Consider the following 17,138-nt stretch of genomic DNA (forward strand, 5'->3'; position numbering starts at 1 on the left):
AGGCGCAGCGGCCCCCTCGGGGGGCAGCGCATTACACGAAGTGAAAAGCGTGGGGGCTCTTTAAGACCTGCCTGCGCGCTTGCGATCGCTCTCTTTGAGGTGGCGCTTGCGCAGGCGAACCGACTTGGGCGTGATTTCAACCAGCTCATCGTCCTCGATGAACTCAACGCCGTATTCGAGCGTGAGTTCGATAGGCGGCGTGATCTTGATCGCGTCTTCCTTGCCGCTGACGCGGAAGTTGGTCAACTGCTTGGTACGTGTAGCGTTCACCACCAGGTCGTTGTCACGGCTGTGGATGCCGACGATCATGCCTTCATACACCGGGTCATTGGCGCGCACAAACATGCGGCCGCGGTCGTCCAGCTTGCCCAGGGCGTAGGTGAAGATTTCACCGTCGTCCATCGAGATCAGCACGCCGTTTTTACGGCCGCCGATTTCGCCCTTGTGCGCTTCGTAGCTGTCGAAGATGTTGGAGATCAGGCCGGAACCACGCGTCAGGTTCAGGAACTCGTTGGTAAAACCGATCAGGCCACGCGCCGGGATGCGGTACTCAAGGCGCACGCGGCCTCTGCCGTCCGGCTCCATGTTCACCAGCTCGCCCTTGCGCTCGCCCAGTGCCTGCATCACGCCGCCCTGGTGCTGGTCTTCGATGTCGGCCGTGACCAGCTCGATAGGCTCGTGCTTTTCACCGTTGACGTCCTTCATCACGACGCGCGGCTTGGACACCGCCATTTCGAAGCCTTCGCGGCGCATGTTCTCCAGCAGGATGGTCAGGTGCAGCTCGCCGCGGCCCATGACTTCAAAGATGCCTTCTTCGTCGGTTTCGCTGACGCGCAGGGCCACGTTGTGCTGCAGTTCTTTTTGCAGGCGGTCCCAGATCTGGCGGCTGGTGACGTACTTGCCTTCGCGGCCAGCCAGTGGGCTGGTGTTGACGCAGAAGTTCATGGTCAAGGTCGGTTCATCGACCTTGAGCATGGGCAGCGGTGCCGGGTTGGTCGGATCGGTGATCGTCACGCCGATACCGATGTCGGTCAGGCCATTGATCAGCACGATCTCGCCCGGGCCGGCTTCCGTGGCCTGCACGCGTTCGAGGCCCTGGAATGTCAGCACCTGGTTGACACGGCCCTTGACTGCCTTGCCGTCCGGGCCCTCCATGACGACCACGTCCATCATGGGCCTGATCGTGCCCTGGCTGATGCGGCCAACGCCGATGCGGCCGACGAAGGTCGAGAAGTCGAGAGCGGAAATCTGCAGCTGCAGCGGCGCAGCGGGGTCGCCCTTTTGCGCAGGCACGTGCTTGAGGATGGTGTTGAAGAGCGCCGACATGTCGGGCCCCCACTGCTCGTTCGGCGGGCCTTCTTCGAGTGACGACCAGCCGTTGATGCCGGAGGCATACACCACGGGGAAATCGAGCTGCTCGTCGGTGGCGCCCAGCTTGTCGAACAGGTCGAAAGCGGCGTTGATGACCTTGTCGGGATTGGCACCCGGCTTGTCGACCTTGTTGACCACCACGATGGGCTTGAGACCGAGTGCCAGGGCTTTCTTCGTCACGAAACGCGTCTGGGGCATGGGGCCTTCCTGCGCGTCGATCAGCAGCACCACGCCGTCGACCATGGACAGCGCGCGTTCCACTTCACCGCCGAAGTCAGCGTGGCCCGGGGTGTCGACGATGTTGATGTGCGTGCCTTCCCAGGTCACGGCGCAGTTCTTGGCCAGGATGGTGATGCCGCGTTCTTTTTCGATGGCGTTGTTGTCCATCACGGTGTCGACCACCTTTTCGTGCTCGGCGAAGGTGCCGGACTGACGCAGCAGCTGGTCAACCATGGTGGTTTTGCCATGGTCAACGTGGGCGATGATGGCGATATTGCGGATTTGGTTATGGCTCATGGTTGGCTTTCAGGAAGACTCGAAACGGTACGGGGTTAATGTTGGAAAGAAGAAGCCGCAACGCCTGTGGGCGCGGCAGCGAAATCGGGTGTGGAGCGTTCAGCCGGCACGGTGGCCTTGGAGGCGGCTTGCAAAATGTCCTGTATTTCAATCGGGCTCAGCAAACGCTGCGGAATCAATTCGTCGGCCGTGACATGGGCCGAGCCCAGGAACGCCGGCGGCTCGGTGCCATAGACCTGCACCAGCGGCGCGTCGGCGCCCCACTGCCCGGGTTCACCCCGGCGGCGCAAACCACTTAAAAACCGCCCTGCATTGTCGGCGTCCAATGTGACAGACGGGTACGCCGACACCAGCGACTGCGCCGGCAGCAGGCAGGCTTCGCGCTCGGGCTCGGTCATGGCTTCCAGGGCAGGCAAGGTCACGCACTGCTGCGCCGTGTAGCCGCCGGTCTCCAGCCGCCTGAGCGAACCCAGGTGCGCGCCGCAGCCAATGGCTTCGCCAATGTCTTCACCGAGCGTGCGGATGTACGTGCCCTTGCTGCAGGTCACTATGATTTTGATAGCTGCTTGCGCCCGGTTGTCATGGGCTAGAGCCATATTCAGCTTGAAAATGGTGATATGGCGCGCTTCCCGCTCCACCTCTTGCCCCTTGCGGGCGTATTCGTATAACGCCTTGCCGTCTTTTTTGAGAGCCGAGTACATGGGCGGAACCTGTACTTGCGGGCCGGTGAAACGTTCCGTCAGCGACTCCAGCAAGGCCGGTGTGATCTCGGGCACGGGGCGCGTTTCAATGACGTCGCCTTCGGCATCGGCCGTGGTGGTTTTCTGGCCCAGCAGCAGCACCGCTTCATACGTCTTGTCAGCGTCGAGCTGGATCTGGCTGAACTTGGTGGCAGCGCCAAAACACAACGGCAACACGCCGGTAGCCAGCGGGTCCAGCGTGCCGGTGTGGCCGGCCTTGTCGGCGCGCAGCAGCCATTTGGCCTTCTGCAAGGCCTGATTGCTCGACAGGCCCAGCGGCTTGTCGAGCAGCAGCACGCCGTGCACGGGACGTCGCTGGATTTTCTGGCGATGAGAAGAGATTTGCGTCATAAATTCCGACAGGTTCAACGCACGGGCTGGCCCGGGCGCGTCGTTGGCACCGTTGTCCCTGAACCTGTCATCAAGGGGAACGGCGCGAACTCAGTCGTCTTGTGCGCGGGAAGAAACCGCCTTGGCAATCAAGGCGTTCATATCGGCCGCACGTTCGGTCGTGCGGTCAAAGTGGAAATGCAGCGTCGGCACGGTGTGCGTCATCAGCCGCTTGAACAGGCCGTTGCGCAGGAAACCGGCGGCCTGGTTGAGCGCTTCTTCGCACTCTTTCGGGTCACCGACAAGCACACTGAAAAACACTTTCGCATGCGCATAGTCGGCCGTCACCTCGACGGCCTGCACGGTCACCATCCCGACCCGGGGGTCTTTGAGTTCGCGCGCGATCAGCTCCGTCAGATCGCGCTGGATCTGATCGGCGACGCGAAAACCGCGATTCGGGGTGGATGATTTTTTACGCATGTCAAAAAATGGTGGGGTCTGCGGAAAGGCTGGCAGCCAGGGGCTGCCAGCCGACCGGGATCAGACTTCCAGTGTCCGCGCCACTTCCCTGATTTCAAAGAACTCCAGGATGTCGCCAACCTGGATGTCGTTGTAGTTCTTGATGTTCAAACCGCACTCGAAGCCTTCCTTGACTTCCTTGGCGTCGTCCTTGAAGCGCTTGAGCGAGTCGAGTTCGCCCGTGAAGACGACCACGTTTTCGCGCAGAAGGCGCAGGCGCGCGGTGCGGCGAACCACCCCGGCGGTGACCATACAGCCGGCGATCGAGCCGATCTTGCTGACCTTGAACACCTGGCGAATCTCGGCATTGCCGATGACTTCTTCCTTCTTGTCCGGCGTCAGCATGCCCGACATCGCGGCGCGAAGTTCGTCCACAGCGTCATAAATGATGTTGTAGTAGCGAATGTCCACGCCGTTGTTTTCGGCCTGCTTGCGGGCCTGGGCATCGGCACGGGTGTTGAACCCGATCACCACGGCCTTGGAGGCGATCGCCAGGTTGACGTCGGATTCGGAAATACCGCCGACACCGGAGTACACGAGCTGGACCTTGACCTCTTCGGTCGAAAGCTTCAGCAGCGACTGGGCCAGCGCTTCCTGCGAGCCTTGCACATCAGCCTTGATGATGATGGGCAACATCTTGACTTCGCCGGCGCCGATATCGGAGAACATGTTCTCCAGCTTGGCGGCCTGTTGCTTGGCCAGCTTGGTATTGCGGAACTTGCCGGCGCGGTAGGTAGAGATTTCACGGGCACGACGCTCGTCGAGCATGACCATGAATTCATCACCAGCCTGCGGCACTTCCGTCAAGCCCTGAATTTCCACTGGAATCGACGGGCCTGCCGTTTTGATCGGCTTGCCGTTTTCGTCCAGCATGGCGCGCACGCGGCCATAGGTTGAACCGGCCAGCACCACGTCGCCGGCTTTCAGGGTTCCCGCCTGAATCAGCACGGTCGCCACGGGGCCACGGCCCTTGTCGAGGCGGGCTTCGATCACCAGGCCCTTGGCCAGTGCATCCACCGGCGCCTTGAGTTCAAGCACTTCGGCCTGCAGCAGCACCTGTTCGAGCAAGGCATCGACACCGGCGCCGGTATGGGCAGAGACGCCGACAAAAGGAACGTCGCCGCCGAATTCTTCGGGAATCACTTCTTCGGTGACCAGCTCGCCCTTGACGCGCTCCATGTTGATACCAGGCTTGTCGATCTTGTTGATCGCCACCACGATGGGAACACCGGCCGCCTTGGCATGCTTGATGGCTTCCTTGGTCTGCGGCATCACGCCGTCATCGGCCGCCACCACCAGAATCACGATGTCGGTCGCCTGGGCGCCGCGGGCACGCATGGCGGTAAACGCCTCGTGGCCCGGGGTATCCAGGAAGGACACCATGCCGCGCGGGGTTTCCACATGGTAGGCACCGATGTGCTGGGTGATGCCGCCCGCTTCGCCGGAGGCCACTTTGGCGCGGCGGATGTAATCGAGCAGAGAGGTCTTGCCATGGTCAACGTGACCCATGACCGTCACAACCGGCGCACGCGGCAACAACTCGGCCTGCTGGCCTTGCACGTCTTCGTCGGCAAAGGCTTCCGGGTCGTCCAGCGAAGCCGTCACAGCCTTGTGGCCCATTTCTTCCACCACAATCATGGCGGTGTCCTGGTCCAGCGGCTGGTTGATGGTGACCATCTGGCCAAGCTTCATCAGGTGCTTGATTACTTCCGATGACTTCACGCTCATCTTGTGCGCGAGTTCGGCCACGGTGATCGTTTCAGGCACGTGCACTTCAATGACCTTGAATTCGGTCGGCGCCACGAAGGTGGATTCCGGACGTACTTCACGGTCATTGCGGCGGCCACGCGGGCCGCCACGGAAATTGCCACGGCCGGGCACAACGGGTGCGCCACGGCTTGGAATGCCCTTCTTCTTGGCGGCGTCGTCCTTCCATGTCGAAGACAGGTTCTCCGACTTGACTTCCTTCTTGCCAGCGGCACCAGGGGCGCCCGCAGTAGCCGGTGCACCCGGTTTGGCCGCGGCACCCGGCGCGCCGGCCGGCTTGTGCAGCGTGCCCTTGATGGCGGCTTTGGGGTCGACGTGGGGCACCAGAACGCGCTTGGGCGCGGACATCATGGCGCGAATGCCGGCAGCTTCGGCTTCGGCCTTGCGACGGCGGTCCTGGAGCTCTTGCGCCTTGGCGGCGTCGGCCTGGAATTCGGCGGTGGCTTTGGCCTTGGCAGTAGCAGCGGCAGCCGCGGCATCGGCAGCCTTCGTGGCCTGTACGGCCGCGGCGGTTTCAGCGGCCTTGGTGGCTTCAGCTGTTACTGGCGCGGCTTCCTTGGCTTTTCCGGCTGGCTTGGCTTTCTTGACCACAGCCTCGGCGGCTGCAGCAGCCGCCTGGGCGGTTTGCTCGGCGGCCAGGCGCTCCTGCTCGCGCGCAGCATCCTTGGCGTCCTGCTCTTCGCGAAGACGGCGTTTTTCAGCGAGCTCCTGCTCCTGGCGGCGCAGCAGTTCTGCGTGGCGGCTGGCTTCTTCTTCGCGGCGAATCAGTTCGGCATCGTCGATGACGGGAGGTGCCGGAGGGGCGGCCACTTCAGGCTGCACTTCTTCCGCAGGCTGGTCGGAGCCGTCGTCACGCTTGATAAAGGTACGTTTTTTACGCACTTCCACCTGGATGGTGCGTGCCTTGCCGGTGGCATCGGCCTGCTTGATCTCGCTGGTGGATTTTTTCACCAGGGTGATCTTCTTGCGCTCGGCCGTGACGGTGCCATGGCTGGCCTGCAGATAGCCGAGAAGCTTCTGCTTGTCCGCTTCGGACAAGGGGTCGCTGGCTTGCGCCTTGGCGACACCCGCGCTGGTCAATTGCTCGATCAGGGTGGCGGGAGATTTATTGAGTTCAGCTGCGAATTCAGCGACGGTAGTGGTACTGGACATATGTTTTTTTCCTGCTGGCCTCCATGATCATTGCTCTTGGGCCGCTGCAGGTGCAGGGGTGTCAGCGGCAGCGGGTTCATCGGTAAACCAATGGGCGCGTGCGGTCATGATCAGGGCTTTGGCTTCGTCCGAAGACTGGCCGGTGATATCGGTAAGTTCGTCCACGGCCAGATCGGCCAGGTCGTCGCGGGTATGGATGCCCGCTTCTGTCAGTTTGGCGATCAGCTCTGGCGTGAGGCCTTCGACGTCGCGCAGGTTCTGCGACACGCCTTCGGCATTTTCTTCCTTGGCGATTTCCATCGTCAAGAGCGCGTCTTTGGCGCGCGTACGCAGCTCATTGACGGTGTCTTCGTCGAAGGACTCGATCTCCAGCATTTCCTGCAGCGGCACATAAGCCACTTCTTCGAGACTGGTGAAGCCTTCGGAGATCAGGATGTCGGCGATTTCCTCGTCCACGTCGAGCTTTTCCATGAACAGCTTGCGGCTGGAATCGGTCTCGGTGGCCTGCTTTTGCGCAGACTCATCGGCCGTCATGATGTTGATCTTCCAGCCGGTCAGCTCGGCGGCAAGGCGCACGTTCTGGCCGCCGCGGCCGATCGAAATCGCCAGGTTTTCTTCGTCGACGACGACATCCATGGCGTGACGCTCTTCGTCGACCACGATGGACGACACGTTGGCCGGGGCCAGCGCGCCGATCACGAACTGGGCCGGGTCTTCGCTCCACAGCACGATGTCCACGCGCTCGCCGGCGAGCTCGTTGGTCACGCCGTTGACGCGGGTGCCGCGAACGCCGACGCAGGTGCCGATCGGGTCGACACGCTTGTCGTGCGACAGCACGGCGATCTTGGCGCGGGAGCCGGGGTCACGGGCGCAGGATTTGATCTCCAGCAAGCCTTGTTCGATTTCAGGGACTTCCTGGCGGAACAGCTCGATCATGTACTCGGGCGCCGTGCGCGAGAGGATGATGGGCGCGCCGCGCAGGGTCGTGTCCACTTCCATGATCATGGCGCGGACGCGGTCGCCGGAACGCAGGTTTTCCTTCGGGATCATGTCGGAACGGCGCAGGCGGCCTTCCACACGGCCGGATTCGACAATGATGTCGCCCTTGTCCATGCGCTTGACGGTGCCGACAAAAATCTTGTCGCCGCGCGACATGAAGTCGTTGAGCAGCATTTCGCGCTCGGCGTCGCGGATTTTCTGCAGGATGACCTGCTTGGCCGCTTGCGCGCCAATGCGGCCGATCGGCAGGCTTTCCACCGGCTTTTCGATGTAGTCGCCTTCTTCGATGTCGGCGATTTCGTCGCGTGCGTCGCTGACCAGCTCTTCGGCTTCAGGGTTCTGCAGGCCGGCTTCGTCAGGCACCACCAGCCAGCGGCGGAAGGTTTCGTAATTGCCGCTGTCACGGTCGACGGCTACGCGGATGTCCACTTCGCCTTCGTAGACCTTCTTGGTGGCCGAGGCGAGCGCGAGCTCGACGGCGCCAAAAACGACGTCACGTTCCACATTCTTTTCACGCGAGATGGCATCAACCAACATCAACAGTTCGCGATTCATTTCACAAGCCTGCCTTTCTTCATTTCTTGAAATTAATTCTCTGCGGAGGGCTCGGCACCAGGCGTTATTTTGGGTTTACGCCCCTTGAAATCAACCACGGGCGCGAGGCGCGCCTGTTGAATCTCATCGAGGGTAAAACCCAACGCCTGCAGCGGTGCGGGAACCTTCTTCTTACTGACCTTCTGGCCGGGTTTGACGGCCGGCTCATCGCTCCACACGATCTGCCAGCCGGCAACGCCGTCCGCGGCCACGACGCGCTCCAGCGTGCCGCGAAACTTCTTGCGGCTGGCCGCGACGGTTGAACCGGCGCTGGCAGCCACACCAATGGGAGCCTTGAGCGTGATGTCGATCAACTCACCGGCAAAACGCTCAAAATCTTTTTCGTTGCGCAAGGGCCTGTCGATGCCGGGAGAACTGACTTCCAGCCGCGCATATTCGGCGCCTTCGACTTCCAGGACAAACTGGAGCTGGCGGGTGACTTTTTCGCAGTCCTCGGCATTGATGAACTGTTCGGCACCCTTGACGTAAGGCATGTCGATCGTGACGCGCAGCAAACCACCGCCGGTGCGTTCGATCTCGACCAGCTCGTAGCCCAGCCCCGTCACAGTTTGCTCAATCGTCTCTTGCAATGCCATTCAGTCTCTTAAACCCGCTCTAAATCCGTATGTTCAAAAACAAACGCCCAAAAAAAATGGGCGGTGAAAACCCGCCCATTTGGTCGTGAAGCTCTTATTGTAACGTGCTGCGCCCTTTGATGCAAACAATTTCCATGCCTGACACGCTAGAGAACGCCTGAACCGTCGATGTAAATCCTTCTGATTACGACGTCCGCCCTGCTCATTGGAACCAGGCCTGATGAGCAGGCTAGGGCACATTTTTTCGGTTAACCATTCCGGCGTCTCCGCTAGAAAGACGCAGCGTGAAAAACGGATGCATCGCTGCGTGAATGTCTAAATGACACCTTCTGCTCACGCTCCCCTGTAAAAGATTTATAAATCCATAAAAACCAATTAAATCATATAGATTTTTAATTTAATTAAAGTAATTCATGAAGATTTTTTTCTTGATCTCCGCGGTCCGTGGAGACGCACAATGTTCAAGCCGCTGTGACCAGAACCCGCGTATAGGGATGCTGAGGTGTATCCAGCACTTCGCTCAGTGAGCCTGACTCCAGCACATCGCCGTCCTTCATCACCATGACGTCATGGGCCATGGCACGGATCACGTCGACGTCGTGCGTGATCAGCAAATAACTCAAGCCACGTTCGCGCTGCAATCTTTGCAGCAGTCCCAGCACCTGTTTCTGGATGGTCACGTCCAGCGCGCTGGTGGGCTCATCCAGCACCAGCAGGCTGGGGTTGACGATCAGCGCGCGCGCAATCGCCAGGCGCTGGCGCTGCCCGCCTGAAAATTCGTGCGGATAGCGCTGCAGCAAACCCGGAAACTGGGCCTCGGTCATACCGACATCGGCCAGCGCCTGCAGCGCCCGTTCCCGCCGCCCGGCTGGGGCCAGTTTGGGCTCGTGCACCGTCAGGCCCTCTTCCACAATGGCTTCAACAGTCATACGCGGTGACAGTGAAGAAAACGGGTCCTGGAACACGACCTGAACGGCGCGGCGGATGGCCTTGTTGCGTGCCGCATCCCGGCTCCAGGCCTGGCCGGCCGCCTGCAGCTGCCCCGAAAAGGGCAGCAAGCCGAGGCTGGCCAGCGCCAGGGTGGATTTTCCGGATCCCGATTCACCGATCACGCCCAGCGTTTTGCCCGGGGGGATATGAAAGCTGGCGTCTTTGACCGCTACAAATTCGGCATGCCTGAACCAGCCCCGTATGCCGGGAATGGGCACCGGATAGGCCACGCGCAGGTGCTCTGCCCGCATGACGGGTGCCGCGCCCGGGTCTGCGCTGGTATCGATCGCCAGTCCGTCCCGCTGCGGCCTGCTATCGATCAGCTTGCGGGTATAGGGGTGCTGCGGCCGGGCAAAAACTTCCGCCACCGCACCCTGCTCCACGATGTGGCCGTTTTCCATCACCGCCACGCGGTCGGCAAACTTGCGCACGAGGTTCAGGTCGTGGGTGATCATCAGCACCGCCATGCCGTTGCGCTGCTGCAGCTCACCGAGCAGGTCCAGGATCTGGCCGCGCAGGGTGACGTCCAGCGCCGTGGTGGGTTCGTCGGCCAGCAGCAGCCTGGGCTGGCAGGCCAGCGCCATCGCAATCATGGCCCGCTGCCGCTGGCCGCCCGAAAGCTGGTGCGGAAAGGAGTTGGCCCGCCTTTCGGGTTCGGTGATACCCGTATCTGCTAGCAATTTGATAGCTGCTCGCGCACATTCTGCGGGGGTCAAACCCTGTTTTAGCTGAAGAACTTCTGCAATCTGGTTGCCCACGCTGAACAGGGGGTTCAGCGCCGTCATGGGCTCCTGAAAGATCATGGCGATGTCACGGCCGCGAATCCCCCGCAAGGACTGTTCCGGCAAGGACAGCAAATCCACGGGCGCCCTGGGCGGCGCACCGCTGGCGGTCCGCTCTGCCGCATCGATGCCGGTAAAAACAGCCTTGCCACCGACCACGGCGTTTTGCGCCAGCCGTAGCAGGCTCAGCGCCGTCACAGTCTTGCCCGAACCGGATTCGCCCACCAGCGCAAGCTTTTCGCCGGGTGCGATGGAAAAATCGATGCCGTGGACGACTTCCTTGCCGCCGAATGAGACCGTGAGGCCTTCGACCTTGAGCAAAGGCGCGGTCATGCATCCACCTTCCGGGGGTCCAGCGCATCGCGCAACGCATCGCCCATCAGGGTCAGCAGCAGCAAGGTGATCACCAGCACGGCAAACGTGGAAATGGATATCCACCAGGCGTCGATGTTGGCCTTGCCCTGGTTGAGCAATTCGCCCAGCGAGGGCGTTCCCGGCGGCACACCAAGGCCCAGAAAGTCGAGCGAGGTCAGCGCCAGGATGGCCGCACTCATGCGGAACGGCAAAAACGTCACCACCGGTGTCAGGCTGTTGGGCAGGATGTGGCGCCACATGATCTGCACATTGCCTACGCCCAGCGCCCGGGCCGCGCGCACATAGTCCATCTGCCGGTTGCGCAGGAATTCAGCCCGTACGTAATCCGACAAGCCCATCCAGCCGAAAAGGCTGAGCAGCAACAGCAGCAACGCCACACTGGGCGCAAACACGGCGCTGAAGATGATCAAAAGGTAGAGCTCTGGCATGGAGGCCCATATCTCAATAAGGCGCTGCATCGTCAAATCGGTCTTGCCACCTACATAGCCCTGGATGGCGCCGGTGATGACACCCACCACTACCCCGATCACGGTAAGGGCCAGTCCGAAAAGAACGCTCAACCGAAAACCGTAAATCAGCTGGGCCAGCAGATCGCGCCCACGGTCGTCGGTGCCAAAGAGGTTGTCTCGCGAGGGGGCGGAGGGATTGGGCGCCTTGGCAAAGTAGTTGATGGTGCGTGGGCCATACGGATTAGGCGGGTAGATAGCCCAGTTTCTGCCCTCGTTCAGCTTGTCGCGGATGAAAGGATCCAGGTAGTCGGTCGGGGTTTCAAAATCTCCCCCAAAAGTCTTTTCGGGATAGTCTTTCGCCAGCGGAAAGTAATACTGCCCGTTAAAGCTCACCACCAGCGGCTTGTCGTTGGACAGCACCTCAGCGAACAGGCTCAGAATTACCAGCACGGTAAATACCAGCAAGCTCCAGTAACCGAGCCGGTTGCGGCGAAAACGCCGCCAGGCCCGGCGCGAAGGCGACACCGACTGCGGCGCGACGGAGGGGGCAAGGGACGGTGCTGGACTGCTCATGCTCAATCGAATTTCACTCGGGGGTCAACCCACACATAACAAAGGTCGCTGACCAGCTTGGTCACCAGGCCGATCAGCGTGAAGAAGTAAAGGGTGCCCAGGACGACCGGATAGTCCCGCCGGATCACGCTTTCGTAGCTCAGCAGGCCCAGGCCGTCGAGGGAAAACAGGGTTTCAATGAGCAGGGAGCCGGTAAAAAAGGCGCCGATAAAAGCCGCAGGAAAGCCGGTGATGATGGGAATCAGTGCATTGCGAAACACATGCTTCCATAGCACCTGCCGTTCGCTCAGGCCTTTGGCCCGGGCCGTCAGCACGTATTGCTTGCGTATTTCCTCCAGGAAGGAATTCTTGGTGAGCGCGGCCGTCACCGCAAAGCTGCCCAGCACCATGGCAATCACCGGCAGGGTGATGTGCCAGAGATAGTCGACGATTTTTGCGCCCCAACTCAGGCTTTCCCAGTTGCTCGACGTCAGCCCGCGCAGCGGAAACCACTGCAATTGCCCGCCAAAGACCACCAGCAATGCAACGCCCAGCACAAAACCCGGAATGGCATAGCCCACCAAAACGATCAGCGTCGTGACAAAGTCAAACCGGCTGCCCGCCCTCACCGCCTTGGCCACGCCCAATGGCACGGCGATCAGGTAGCTGATGAAAAACGTCCACAGCCCCAGGCTGATGGAGACCGGCAGCTTCTCTTTCACCAGCTGCCAGACATCTTTGTGCTGGTAAAAGCTTTTGCCCAGGTCAAAGCGGGCAAATTGGCCCAGCATCTGGAAGAAGCGCTCGTGCACCGGTTTGTCAAAGCCGTAAAGCACCTTGATCTCTGCAATGCGCTGGGCGTCCACACCTTGCCGCCCACGGTAGCCAGCGCCAGACGTGGCGGCGCGTTCACCGCCCGAATCACGCCCCTGCAACTGGGCCACCATTTGCTCGACTGGCCCGCCCGGCACAAACTGCACCATCGCAAACGTGACCAGCAGGATACCGAGCAGGGTCGGGATCATCAGCAACAAGCGCTTGAGGATGTAGCTGGCCATCGTTCGCCTATTTGTTGCTTTCCGAGGCCCACCAGGTGCTCATGGCCCAGGTGTCTGCCTCGTAATACGGCGGAATGGTCGCCGGCAGCACAAGCGGACGCGGCCGGTAGCCGATGAGGAAAGCGTCACCGTAGTATTGCGGCACCGAGTAATAACCGTGGGTGAGCACCCTGTCCAGCGCGCGCACGGCTGCGCCCAGTTCGGGCCGGGTTTTGGCGGTGACCACTTTTTGCAGCAGTGCATCGACGGCCGGGTCGGCAATGCCCCAGATGTTGGACGAGCCCGGCGTTTTGGCCGCGGCAGAACCCCAACGGTCCAGCAATTCGCCGCCAGGGGCGGTGCTGCCGGGCAAGCGGGCCGTGGTGATGTCAAAGTCAAAGGCATCCATCTTCTGCTTGGACAGGGAGAAATCCACGACCCGGTAAGTCATGGTGATGCCGAGCTTTTCCAGCGCCTTCTGGAAAGGCCCGACGATGCGGATCAACCCCGGCTGGTCATTGAGAAACTCCATGACGAAGGCCTCGCCCTTGGCATTGCGCAGGGCGCCGTCGCGATAGGTCCAGCCGGCTTCTTTCAGCAGGGCCTGGGCCTGGCGCAGGTTTTCGCGCAGGCTTCCCGGCGGGGCGGTGCTGGGCGACACCGGAACTTCACCAAAAACCTCGGGCCGGAGTTTGCTGCGCAGCGGTTCCAGCAGGGCCAGCTCGTCGGGCTTGGGCGGGCCTTCGGCGTGGAATTCGCTGTTCGGGAAATAGCCGTTCACCCGTTTGTAGATGCCGTAAAACAGCTGGCGGTTCATCCACTCGAAATCCATCGCCAGGCCGATGGCCTTGCGCACCCGGATGTCCTGGAACTGCGGCCTGCGCAGGTTGAAGATGTAGCCCTGGAAATCACCGGGGTTCCTGTTTTCAAAGGCCCGCTTGACCAATTCGCCGGAAGTGAACTGCTTGCCGGTGTACTGCCTTGCCCAGTTGCGCGAGGTGAATTCGCGCAGGAAGTCGAATTCACCCGCCTTCAGGCCTTCAAACCTGGAGGTTTCGTCCAGGTAAATCTTGTAGGTGACACGGTCAAAATTGAAGAATCCCTTGCGTGTAGGCAGATCAACCGCCCAGTATTTCGGGTCGCGCACGTAGGTGATGTCGCGGCCCATGGCCAGCGAAGCCAGCTTGTATGGGCCAGAGCCAATGGGCGGTTCGGACACGATCTGGTCAAAGGGCTTGCGCTTGCCGTCAGCCACGCCCCAGTCGCGGCTGAAGACCGCCATGCCGCCCACCACCAGCGGCAGCTCGGGATTCGGCGTGGCAAAGTCAAAGCGCACCACCCGTTCGGAGACGGCCACGGCGTCCTTGACCTCGGCGTAAATGGTCTTGAACTGCGGCGCGGCTTCCTTGCTGATCAGCGTCTTGAAGGAATGCACCACGTCGGCGGCCAGCACCGGCTTGCCATTGTGGAACCGCGCTTTTTCGTTGAGGCGGAAGGTCGCCGAAAGCTTGTCCACCGCCACCTCGACATCTTCGGCCAGCAAGCCGTAGGCCGTGGTGGGCTCTTCAGAATTGCCCGTCAGCAGGCTTTCCAGCAGCAGGCCGCCGATGTTGTAGGGCGCGGTGCCGCGCAGGGTGAAGGGATTGAACTTGTCGAAGTTGGTCGGCCGCGTGGGCGGCACCATGCGGATTTCGCCGCCCTTGGGCGCATTCGGGTTGACGTAACTGAAGTTGCTGAAGCCCGGCGGGTATTTGATGTCGCCAAACTGGGCGTAAGCATGGGCGGCGTGCGACAGCGGCGCAAGGGCGGCCGCAAGCAACGCCACCAGCAACCGCCAAAAAGGAAAATCCCGCATGCGACAATTCTGCACTACTTAAGCTGGCAAGATTCCGGCGCGCAGACACTGCGCCCCTTGCCCTCTCTCCCGCCAACTACCTACTGGAGCACCTGCATGGCCACGAACACCGGATTCCTCACTGGCAAAAAACTGTTGATCACGGGGGTCCTCTCGAACCGGTCCATCGCCTACGGCATCGCCAAGGCCTGCCATGCCCAGGGCGCCGAGCTGGCTTTCGGCTATGTCGGCGAGCGCTTCAAGGACCGCATCACCGAGTTTGCCGCCGACTTTGACTCCAAGCTGATTTTTGACTGCGACGTGGGCGACGACGCGCAGATCGACAAGATGTTTGCCGACCTCTCCAAAACCTGGCCGACCTTCGACGGCTTTGTGCACAGCATCGGCTTTGCACCGCGCGAGGCGATCGCCGGCGACTTCCTGGAAGGCCTGTCGCGCGAGGGCTTCAGGATCGCCCACGACATCAGCGCCTATAGCTTCCCCGCCATGGCCAAGGCTGCCCTGCCCTACCTGAATAAAAACTCGGCCCTGCTCACGCTGACCTACCTGGGCGCCGTGCGCACCGTGCCCAACTACAACACCATGGGCCTGGCCAAAGCCAGCCTGGAAGCCTCGGTGCGCTACCTGGCCGAATCGCTGGGCCCCAAGGGCATGCGCGTCAACGGCATCAGCGCCGGCCCTATCAAAACCCTGGCTGCCAGCGGCATCAAGGGCTTCGGCAAAATTTTGAGCGTGGTGGCCGAAGCCTCGCCAATCCGCCGCAACGTGACGATTGAAGACGTCGGCAACGTCGCCGCCTTTTTGCTGAGCGACCTGGCCGCAGGCGTGAGCGCCGAGATCACCTACGTGGACGGCGGCTTCAGCCATGTGGTGGGAGGCATCGCCGAGCCGGCAGCTGAAGCCTGACAGCATCCTGCGCCCGGCTCGCATGCCGGGCGTTGCTGCCACGATGACGGCATTCGTTCGCTATAAAATAGATAGCTGCTTGCGCCCGCCCCTATTGGGCTGTAGGTCAAATGCACGCATCAAATAAGGCCTGCAGGCACTCTGCAGGCCCTCGTAAAGCCGGGTCAGGCAGCAAAACAGCCGGATTTGGCTGGGCCGGGCCTCGAAACAGTGCCAAAATAGGCTACAGGCCAATACTGACGAGCGCAAGCAGCTATAAAAATAATAGCGCCTTGCTGCACTTCGCGTCAAAGTTCAGGCGTCAACCCTGCGTCCAGTAGTCATAGCTCCAGACGGTTTGGAAACCCGCCCGCCGGTAAAGCGCCCGCGCAGCGGCATTGCCTTCTTCCACCTGCAGGAACGCGCGCTCAATGCCCCGCTGCATTGCCGCTTCGGCCATGGCGGCCAGTACCCGCCCTGCCAGCCCCTTGCCGCGGTGTGCCGGGTCGGTTCGCATCCCGTGGACGCTGGACCATCCGTGGCTGAAAGCCGCCGCGCCGGCGGCAATGGCCTTGCCGCCCTCGCGCACGCTGGCAAACACAGAGTCGCGCCCGCGGCCGAGCGACCTGACACGGCTGGCGCCGTCCACGGGGTCGAAACCCTCGGCCAGGAACAACGCGGCCCAGGCCTCGTCCGGCGTACCGGCAGTTTCAGCGAGTGCCTGCGCCGACACACCACGCATGGACTTGACCTGCGCCACTTCAACCAGCACCGGCTTGCCCGATGTGTAACCCCGCGCGCCCAGTTCGCGGCGCAAGGCATCAAAACAGGCCTCATTGGCCAGCCGGAAAACTGCCCGCATCCCGCGCGCGCGGTACAGCCCTTCGATGCTATCGATCACGCCGTCGGCGGGAGGCTGATGCAGCAGGGGCACGGCGCTTTTGGCCCGGCTGACCGTTCCGCTGTCAAAGGGCAGCAACCAGCCACCGATTTCGAGCTGGTCCTCGGGTGATACAGCCGCCACAGTGGCGCGCTCGATATGTTCAATGTCGGTGGAAGTCATGGTGTCGATAAAAGAATGCCGGGGCCGGCTGGCCCAAGGGAGTCAAACAGCAATGAGTACAGGCCGAAAATACCGGCCCTACGGGTACGGGCGAAGTGGCAGATTATTGCGTCCGTCCCAGGAGCTGGGGGTATCCAGGACGGGCTAGGAAGAACGCCCATCGAAATGCGTCACCTTGATGGTGTCCAGATCGATCCCCTCGAGGCAGCGGACGTTGATAGCTGCCATGCGATTGCCGGCAGGGTCCGTTCCTTCGCCATAGGGATGAATGCCACAGGTGGGACAAAAACGGTGGCTGATCACATGCTTGTTGAACTGATAGTTGCTGGCATTTTCATCGGGTGTCAGCAAACGAAGCTGGTCATGCGGCACAAACCACAGCAGCGACCCTTTGCGCTGGCAGATGGAGCAGTTGCAGGCCAGGGCGCTGTTCGGCTGGCCGTCGACCTCAAACGCGACTTTTCCACAATGGCAACTCCCTCTGGAAGTCATTTTTTCTGTCATAAGTTGATTCCTCTCATGGCCATTGCAGCCTTCATGGTTGACGGGGTTGCGCGGGCAACACA

13 protein-coding genes are annotated in these 17,138 nt (G+C 61.3%); 1 reads left to right on the forward strand and 12 read right to left on the reverse strand.

The window, feature by feature from the left end:
* Positions 1-60 precede the first annotated feature (60 nt).
* From typA to AC1DYQ_RS08180, 10 genes are all read right to left on the reverse strand, one after another.
* Positions 61-1,887, reverse strand: coding sequence for a translational GTPase TypA (typA, locus tag AC1DYQ_RS08135; protein ID WP_457282768.1), 1,827 nt, complete (start codon positions 1,885-1,887; stop codon positions 61-63).
* A gap of 35 nt (positions 1,888-1,922) precedes the next feature.
* Positions 1,923-2,978, reverse strand: coding sequence for a tRNA pseudouridine(55) synthase TruB (gene truB / locus AC1DYQ_RS08140; RefSeq protein WP_477686373.1), 1,056 nt, complete (start codon positions 2,976-2,978; stop codon positions 1,923-1,925).
* A 90-nt stretch (positions 2,979-3,068) separates the two neighbouring features.
* The gene (gene rbfA / locus AC1DYQ_RS08145) at positions 3,069-3,437 is read right to left on the reverse strand and encodes a 30S ribosome-binding factor RbfA (protein WP_457282766.1); all 369 of its coding nucleotides are present in this window, start codon (positions 3,435-3,437) and stop codon (positions 3,069-3,071) included.
* A 60-nt stretch (positions 3,438-3,497) separates the two neighbouring features.
* The gene (gene infB, locus AC1DYQ_RS08150) at positions 3,498-6,395 is read right to left on the reverse strand and encodes a translation initiation factor IF-2 (RefSeq protein ID WP_477686374.1); all 2,898 of its coding nucleotides are present in this window, start codon (positions 6,393-6,395) and stop codon (positions 3,498-3,500) included.
* A gap of 27 nt (positions 6,396-6,422) precedes the next feature.
* On the reverse strand, positions 6,423-7,949 hold the full coding sequence (gene nusA, locus AC1DYQ_RS08155) for a transcription termination factor NusA (RefSeq protein ID WP_457282764.1): 1,527 nt from the start codon (positions 7,947-7,949) through the stop codon (positions 6,423-6,425).
* 32 nt (positions 7,950-7,981) lie between these two features.
* Positions 7,982-8,584, reverse strand: a complete 603-nt coding sequence (gene rimP / locus AC1DYQ_RS08160; protein ID WP_457282763.1) for a ribosome maturation factor RimP — start codon at positions 8,582-8,584, stop codon at positions 7,982-7,984.
* A 461-nt stretch (positions 8,585-9,045) separates the two neighbouring features.
* Positions 9,046-10,689: an ABC transporter ATP-binding protein gene (locus AC1DYQ_RS08165; RefSeq protein WP_477686375.1), complete on the reverse strand. Its 1,644-nt coding sequence runs from the start codon at positions 10,687-10,689 to the stop codon at positions 9,046-9,048.
* Positions 10,686-11,753 (reverse strand): ABC transporter permease, encoded by a 1,068-nt coding sequence (locus AC1DYQ_RS08170; protein ID WP_477686376.1) that lies wholly within the window; start codon positions 11,751-11,753, stop codon positions 10,686-10,688. The genes AC1DYQ_RS08165 and AC1DYQ_RS08170 overlap by 4 nt, the downstream gene beginning before the upstream one ends.
* 2 nt (positions 11,754-11,755) lie before the next feature.
* Complete coding sequence (locus AC1DYQ_RS08175) at positions 11,756-12,790, reverse strand: microcin C ABC transporter permease YejB (RefSeq protein WP_477686377.1); 1,035 nt, start codon at positions 12,788-12,790, stop codon at positions 11,756-11,758.
* A 7-nt stretch (positions 12,791-12,797) separates the two neighbouring features.
* Positions 12,798-14,624 carry an extracellular solute-binding protein gene (locus AC1DYQ_RS08180; RefSeq protein ID WP_477686378.1) on the reverse strand — a complete coding sequence of 609 codons (1,827 nt, stop codon included), beginning with the start codon at positions 14,622-14,624 and terminating at the stop codon, positions 12,798-12,800.
* Positions 14,625-14,720: 96 nt separating this feature from the next.
* Between AC1DYQ_RS08180 and fabI the strand changes: the two genes are divergently transcribed.
* Positions 14,721-15,530: an enoyl-ACP reductase FabI gene (fabI, locus tag AC1DYQ_RS08185; RefSeq protein ID WP_477686379.1), complete on the forward strand. Its 810-nt coding sequence runs from the start codon at positions 14,721-14,723 to the stop codon at positions 15,528-15,530.
* A 301-nt stretch (positions 15,531-15,831) separates the two neighbouring features.
* On the opposite strand, the gene AC1DYQ_RS08190 is transcribed toward fabI, so the two are convergent.
* Both AC1DYQ_RS08190 and AC1DYQ_RS08195 read right to left on the reverse strand, forming a co-directional pair.
* The gene (locus AC1DYQ_RS08190; protein ID WP_477686380.1) at positions 15,832-16,572 is read right to left on the reverse strand and encodes a GNAT family N-acetyltransferase; all 741 of its coding nucleotides are present in this window, start codon (positions 16,570-16,572) and stop codon (positions 15,832-15,834) included.
* 144 nt (positions 16,573-16,716) lie between these two features.
* Positions 16,717-17,064, reverse strand: coding sequence for a GFA family protein (locus tag AC1DYQ_RS08195; RefSeq protein WP_477686617.1), 348 nt, complete (start codon positions 17,062-17,064; stop codon positions 16,717-16,719).
* Positions 17,065-17,138: the final 74 nt, after the last annotated feature.

The organism is Polaromonas sp. P1_F4 (genome assembly GCF_056405675.1).

Coding starts and splice junctions, on each gene's coding strand:
- typA (WP_457282768.1), bottom strand. CDS start 1,887: ATGAGCCATAACCAAATCCGCAATATCGCCATCATCGCCCACGTTGAC.
- rbfA (WP_457282766.1), bottom strand. CDS start 3,437: ATGCGTAAAAAATCATCCACCCCGAATCGCGGTTTTCGCGTCGCCGAT.
- rimP (WP_457282763.1), bottom strand. CDS start 8,584: ATGGCATTGCAAGAGACGATTGAGCAAACTGTGACGGGGCTGGGCTAC.
- fabI (WP_477686379.1), top strand. CDS start 14,721: ATGGCCACGAACACCGGATTCCTCACTGGCAAAAAACTGTTGATCACG.
- AC1DYQ_RS08175 (WP_477686377.1), bottom strand. CDS start 12,790: ATGGCCAGCTACATCCTCAAGCGCTTGTTGCTGATGATCCCGACCCTG.
- AC1DYQ_RS08195 (WP_477686617.1), bottom strand. CDS start 17,064: ATGACTTCCAGAGGGAGTTGCCATTGTGGAAAAGTCGCGTTTGAGGTC.
- AC1DYQ_RS08170 (WP_477686376.1), bottom strand. CDS start 11,753: ATGAGCAGTCCAGCACCGTCCCTTGCCCCCTCCGTCGCGCCGCAGTCG.
- truB (WP_477686373.1), bottom strand. CDS start 2,978: ATGACGCAAATCTCTTCTCATCGCCAGAAAATCCAGCGACGTCCCGTG.
- infB (WP_477686374.1), bottom strand. CDS start 6,395: ATGTCCAGTACCACTACCGTCGCTGAATTCGCAGCTGAACTCAATAAA.
- AC1DYQ_RS08190 (WP_477686380.1), bottom strand. CDS start 16,572: ATGACTTCCACCGACATTGAACATATCGAGCGCGCCACTGTGGCGGCT.
- AC1DYQ_RS08180 (WP_477686378.1), bottom strand. CDS start 14,624: ATGCGGGATTTTCCTTTTTGGCGGTTGCTGGTGGCGTTGCTTGCGGCC.
- AC1DYQ_RS08165 (WP_477686375.1), bottom strand. CDS start 10,689: ATGACCGCGCCTTTGCTCAAGGTCGAAGGCCTCACGGTCTCATTCGGC.
- nusA (WP_457282764.1), bottom strand. CDS start 7,949: ATGAATCGCGAACTGTTGATGTTGGTTGATGCCATCTCGCGTGAAAAG.